The 5,916-nt window shown below is 71.7% G+C and carries 7 protein-coding genes; 2 read left to right on the forward strand and 5 right to left on the reverse strand.

Going from position 1 to position 5,916, the window contains the following annotated elements; genetic code table 11:
* Positions 1 to 336 (forward strand): aminoglycoside phosphotransferase family protein (locus AC27VN_RS30365; protein ID WP_490878959.1); only part of this gene is annotated, 336 nt, incomplete at its 5' end.
* Positions 337 to 375: 39 nt separating this feature from the next.
* Here AC27VN_RS30365 and AC27VN_RS30370 read toward each other — a convergent pair.
* The 5 genes from AC27VN_RS30370 to AC27VN_RS30390 form a co-directional block, all read right to left on the reverse strand.
* Entirely contained in the window at positions 376 to 771 is a 396-nt protein-coding gene (locus AC27VN_RS30370) for a VOC family protein (protein WP_431513956.1), read from the reverse strand.
* Positions 768 to 2,390, reverse strand: a complete 1,623-nt coding sequence (locus tag AC27VN_RS30375) for an FAD-dependent monooxygenase (RefSeq protein WP_490878960.1) — start codon at positions 2,388 to 2,390, stop codon at positions 768 to 770. Before AC27VN_RS30375 ends, AC27VN_RS30370 begins: the two co-directional genes overlap by 4 nt.
* A gap of 60 nt (positions 2,391 to 2,450) precedes the next feature.
* Positions 2,451 to 3,227, reverse strand: a complete 777-nt coding sequence (locus AC27VN_RS30380) for an alpha/beta fold hydrolase (RefSeq protein WP_093345974.1) — start codon at positions 3,225 to 3,227, stop codon at positions 2,451 to 2,453.
* An 8-nt stretch (positions 3,228 to 3,235) separates the two neighbouring features.
* Complete coding sequence (locus AC27VN_RS30385) at positions 3,236 to 4,192, reverse strand: Bug family tripartite tricarboxylate transporter substrate binding protein (protein ID WP_093345976.1); 957 nt, start codon at positions 4,190 to 4,192, stop codon at positions 3,236 to 3,238.
* A gap of 151 nt (positions 4,193 to 4,343) precedes the next feature.
* On the reverse strand, positions 4,344 to 5,267 hold the full coding sequence (locus AC27VN_RS30390) for a LysR family transcriptional regulator (RefSeq protein WP_490878961.1): 924 nt from the start codon (positions 5,265 to 5,267) through the stop codon (positions 4,344 to 4,346).
* Between the two features lie 84 nt (positions 5,268 to 5,351).
* Between AC27VN_RS30390 and AC27VN_RS30395 the strand changes: the two genes are divergently transcribed.
* The coding region (locus tag AC27VN_RS30395; protein WP_490878962.1) for a cation:proton antiporter domain-containing protein at positions 5,352 to 5,916 on the forward strand (565 nt) is incomplete at its 3' end.

Consider the following 5,916-nt stretch of genomic DNA (forward strand, 5'->3'; position numbering starts at 1 on the left):
GTGCTGCATGGCGACATCCACCATGGCAACGTGCTCGACTTCGGCGCCGAGGGCTGGCTCGCGATCGATCCCAAGGGGCTGGTCGGCGAGCGCGGCTTCGATGTCGCGAACATCTTCTGCAACCCCGACGACGCGACCGCGCTCGCGCCGGGCCGTTTCGAGCGGCGCCTGGCCATCGTGGCGAAGGCCGCGGACATCGACCGCGAGCGCCTGCTGCAATGGGTGCTCGCCTGGGCCGGCCTGTCGTCGGTCTGGATGATCGAGGACGGCGACGAACCCGGCGGCACGCTCGAGGTCGCCAGGCAAGCGGCCGCGGCGCTCGGCATCGCGCATTGAGGCGCCTTCGGCCGGGGCCGCCGAAGAGGGCGGTGCCCGCTACCCGGCCTCGAGATCCAGGTCGAAATTCAACTCGACCTTGAGCCCGAGCGGATCGCTGAGGAAGACCTGGTGCAGCGAGGTCCCGGTCAGCGGCGTTTCGCTGAAGGGCACCTTCGCCGCGCGTAGCGCCTGCCGCGTGGCTTCGAGGCCGCGCGCCTTCAGGGCCACGTGATCGAAGGGGCCGCACTCCCGCGGCGGCGACACCGTCCGCAGCGCGTTGAGATGCACGATCGCGTGCCCGTCGGCATACAGCCAGTAGCCCGGATGACGCAGCGCGGGGCGGTGCCCCTCCTTCAGCCCCAGCGTGCCCACGTAGAAGTCGTGCAGCGCGGGCAGGTCCTCGACCGCGCAGCCGACCGTGAAGTGATGGATGGCGCTGACTTCCATGCTCATGCGGCGCTCCAGCGCGCCGCCGCGCTTCGGCACAGGATGGCGTTCATCACCTCCCGCAGCGCGGCCTTCGGGTCGTCGGCGCCCGATGGCGAGCGCCAGGCCACATGGCCGTCGGGCCGCACGAGGACCGCGCCGTCTTCGCGCAGGCCATAGGCCGCGAGCCAGTCGCCACCGTCCTCCTCGCGAATCTCGTCGCCGATCACGGCGTTGGCGACGCGAGGCCCTTCGAGCCGATCCGCGGCGGCCCGCCAGGCCGAGCCCGCGGGCGCGGTGAGCAGCACGAAGCCGCGGCCCAGCAGGTCGGTGGTCGAGAGCTTTTGCGAACCCTTGCGCAGCGCGACATGGGGCGCGCGGCAGCCGGGCGCGGCGCTCGGCACATAGGCCTCGATCGCGTCCGCGACCGGCGCGGGCTCTTCCTGCGACACGACCGCGCGCGATGCGTAGCGCGCGCCGAACACCAGGCCGATCTCGTTGAGGAACTCCTTGCGCGGCAGCACGGCCTCGGTCTGCCGCGCCGTGCGCCCCATCGACAGCGCGTTCAGCAGGCTGGTGTGGGTGACGGCCTCGCCGACCGGGCGGCGCTCGGCATCGTAGCTGTCGAGCAGCGCGTCGCCGGCCTCGCCGCGCAGCACCGCGGCCAGCTTCCATGCGAGGTTCTGCGCATCCTGCACGCCGGTGTTGAGGCCGAAGCCGCCGGTCGGCGGCATCTCGTGCGCGGCATCGCCGGCCAGGAACACCGGTCCCGCGCGGTAGCGCTCGGCCACCATCGCCGAGGCCTTCCAGGCGCTGACGCCGAGGACCTCGACGGCGAGGTCGGCTACACCCACCGCGCGGCGCACGATCTCGGTGCCGAACGCGGGCGTGAACTGCTCGGGCGTGAAGCCGTAGTGCGACAGCGAGGTGACCAGGAAGCCCCAGCGGTCGCTGCCGTTGATCGTCAGGAAGGTGCCGCGCAATTCCGGCTGCTCGATCAGGTACAGCGCCGCGGGGCGCTCCGCGATCCACGGCGTGAGGTCGGCACGCAGGTGGATGTTGATGCTGTCGTAGACATCGGCTTCGCCGCGCCGGCCGATCCCGAGCTGCTGCCGGATGCGGCTCTGCGAGCCGTCGGCGGCGATCAGGTAGCGCGCGCGCACCTGTTCGCCGCGGCCCTCGGCATCCTCGATGCTGGCGGTCACGCCGTCGGCATCGCAACTCAGTTCGCGCAGCGCGGTGCCGAAGCGAAGCCTGCCGGCGCCTGCCGTCTCGGCCCGCTGGCGCAGCACCGGCTCGAGGATGTCCTGCGAGCAGCCGCAGTTGCCGGCGATCGACAAGGCCTGGTTGGCGGCCGATCCGCGGCCTGGATGCAACCGCTTGATCTCGCGGCCGGCCAGGCTCTCCGACCAGAGGATCGTGCCGCCGAAGCGATCGGGCATGGCGACGGCGCGGATCGCGTCCTCCAGATCGATCTGGCGGTACATCTCCATGGTGCGGGCATTGAGGGCCCGCGCCTTGGGAAGGATCGCGGTGCCCGGATGGCGCTCGACCAGCAGCGACTCGATGCCGAACAGCGACAGATACAGGGATGCGGTGAGGCCCACGGGACCACCACCGACGACGAGGACCGGTACATCAATCATCGAACGAAGACTCCATGCGCCCAGCGACGCGGAACAGGGGAACGGAAAAGGAAACGGGGTTCACGCCAGGAACTCGCGCAGATGCAATGCGAGCGCCTCGGGGGCCTGGGCCGTGCCCAGGTGGCCCACGCCGGGCAGCAGCACCGAGCGCGTGTCGCGGATGTGCTGCGCCAGCGAGAACGTGAGCGCGGCCGGCACCACGTGATCGAGCTCGCCCGCGACGAGCAGCGTGGGCCGATCGATGTCCGACAGTGCGAGTGCGGGCCTATCGCCGACCACGGCGGCCCGGCGATCGGACCGCGCGGAGCGCGCCGGTGCCGCGGCGAAATGCGCCCTGAAGGCTGGATGCTCGGCCAGGAAGGGCGCGGGAAAGAACAGCGCCGCGAGCTGCCCGGCGCTCGCGGGCAATTGCGCGCGCAGCACGGCGATTTCGCGCGCCACCTCGGCGTTGGCCTGCGCGAGCGAGACGGGCAGGGGCCAGGTGCTGGCCAGCACGAGCCGGCGCACGGCCTTTGCATGGCGCACCGCGAAGGCCTGCGCGACCCGGCCGCCGAACGAGGTGCCGAACACGAAGGCGCTCGCGTGCCCGAGGGCCTCGAGCAGTCGCATCGCATCGTCGGCGAGATCGATCAGCGTCGGTGCCCGCTCGGGGCCGACCGTGTCGCCGCAGTCGCGCTGGTCGTAACTGATCACGGTGTAGCGGTCGCTCAGCGCCGGCAGGATGCGCGCGAACTGCCGGCGGCTGCCTTCGGCGCCATGCAGCATCAGCAGCGGCGGTCCTTCCCCCGCCACCTCGAAGGCGGTGCGGACGTCGCCGAGGTCGATGAATTCGGGCATGGCTGCTCCTAGCCGATCTGGATGTCGAGCGGCGGCAGCAACCGGCGGTAGCGCCCGATCTCGGCCGTGACGTAGGCCCTGAACGGCTCGGGCGGCATCAGGTCGGGCTCGTCGCCGTTGTCGCGCATGTAGGCGATCAGCGCGGGCGTGCGTGCCGCCTTGACGACGGTGTCGTGCAGCGCATGCACCGCGTCGGGCGCCATCTTTCCGGGACCGAAGAGGCCCGACCAGGCCGGGATGTCCTCGACCGTGAAGCCCTGCTCGGCGAAGGTCGCGACCTCGGGCAGCAGCGCCGAGCGCCGGCCGCCCGAGATCCCCAGCGCGCGCAGGCGGCCCGCGCGGATCTGCGAGCCCGCGGTCGACGGCGCGAGGAAGGCGCAGTCGACCGTGCCCGCCAGCAGGTCGTTGGTCGGCGAGCCCTTGAACGGCACGTGCAGCAGGTCCACGCCCACGCCCTTGCCGAAGAACACGCCCATCACGTGCGTGGTGTTGCCCACGCCCGAGGAGCCGAAGCTCAGCTGGCCCGGCCTGGCCTTGGCGGCCGCCACGAATTCCGCGAGCGAGCGGTATGGCGACTTCTCGCCGACCAGCAGCGCGAAGCCCGAGGACAGCGCCAGCCGCGTGATGGGCAGCAGGTCCGCGACCGGGTCGAAGGGCAGCTTCTTGATCAGCACCGCGCTGGTGGTGTAGCCGCCCGTGGTGTAGAGCACGGTGTTGCCGTCGGGGCGCGAACGCGCCACGTCGACCGAGCCGAGCACCGTGCCCGCGCCGGGCTTGTTGTCGACGATGACGGTGCGCCCGCTGCTCTTGACGATCGCGTCGCCCAGCACGCGTGCCGTCACGTCCGTGCCGCTGCCCGCCGAGAAGGGAACCACGATGCGAAGCGGCTCTTGCGCCCGCACCAGCGCCGGCGCGAAGGTGGCGGCCGCGGCCGCCCCGAGGAATGTTCTTCGATCACATGCCATCTGCTTGTCTCCGTTCTTGTGAAGTCCGGCGCGCCACCCGGTGGGCGGTGGCGGCAGCGGACGGCGCAAGATTAGGGACGCGCGCGGCGCAGGTCCAAGTGAATTTTCTGACCGCCCCCATAACGAAGCGGCATGGCCCGGCGCGGCCTGCTCAGGACAGCTGCGCGTTCGGCCAGTGGCCTTCGCGCACGTGCCGCTCGATCACCGTGCGCAGCACGCCCATCACGCCTTCGGTGGCGCGCGACGCGGGACGGTCCGAGGCGCGCGCGAGCACGCGGTGCAGGAACAGGCCGTCGATCGGGACGGCGCGCAGCCGCGACGCCGCCAGGTCTTCCTGGACCGCCGCCGCGAAGTGGGCCGTGAGCCCGACGCCGTCGAGCACGAGCCGGCGCGCCACCTCGGCGGTCTCGACCTCGACCACGCGATGCAGCTCGAGCTTGGCGCGCGCGGCGGCCGCCTCGAGCTCGAGCCGCACGCCCGACTTCACGAGCCCGGTCATGATCAGCGGCACGCCGGCCAGGTCGCGCATCCGGATCTTCGGCTTGCGCAGCCGGAGGTCGTCGGGCAGACCGATCAGGCAGATCTGTTCCTTCAGCAGCGGCAGGGTGCTCAGATTCGATCGCTCGATGGGCTCGATCAGCAGCGCGATGTCGACCTCGCCCTGCGCCAGCATGGTCTGCAGCGACGGCGCGAAGCCCTCGATGAAGCGCAGCCGGACTTCGGGCAGGTACTGGAGCACCGCCTTGGTCAGCAGCACCGTGAGCTGTTGCGCGAGACCGGGCGAGAGCCCGATGGCGACCGGCCCGCGAGGCTCCCGCTGCCGGGCCAGCAGGTCGGACTTGATCTGGTCGACGTAGCGCAGCAGGAACAGCGCCCGCTCGAGCAGCAGCCGCGCTTCATCGGTCGGCGCCGCGCCGCGCGCGTGGCGCTCGAACAGCTGGACGCCCAGTTCCTCCTCGAGCAGGCGGATCTGCCGGCTCAGCGCCGGCTGCGTCACGTGCAGGATGCCCGCCGCCTTGCCGTAATGCTGCTGGGTCGCGAGCGCGACGAAATAGCGGAGTTGCCTGAGGTCCATCGCGCTATCGTAGCCAGCGGGCGGCGGGAGCCGCGACGCCTCGGCATCGCTTCCGCGACACGGGGCCACGGTAGCATCCACCCCATGCTCCCCAGCCTGCTCTCGACCTTCGCCGACCTGATCCTCTTCATGGGCCTGTCCTGGGCCATCTGGCGCACCCTCGGCCGTTCGGTGCCGATCGCGGTGCTGCCGATCATCATCGGCCTGCTGCTCGCGGCCACTGGCGTGCTGCCCAAGGCCGCGGGCATTCCGTCGGCGGGCGGCGACTTCATCGGCTGGATCGGCGTGCTGCTGCTGGCCTTCACGGCCGGGCTCGAAACGCGGCAGACGGTGCACCTGCCGGGCGCGACCGACCTGCCGCCGGCGCGGCCCGGCGAGACGCTGCGCTTCGTCGCCAGCGCGGTGATGGCGCTGCTGCTGCCGTTCGCGGTGGGCACGCTGGCCGCCAAGCTCTGGTTCAACCACCTGCCGGGCTGGAGCGCGCCGCATGGCGGGCAGTGGTGGGGCGCGCTGGCGATCGGCCTGTGCCTCGCGGTGAGCGCGCTGCCGGTGCTGATCGGCATCGTGCGCGAGCTCGGGCCGCTGCACCGGCCGCTGACGCGCATCGCGCTGCGCATCGCGGTGCTCGACGACGCGGTGCTCTGGATCG

It is taken from the genome of Variovorax sp. 20P10.2.4, from assembly GCF_058244205.1.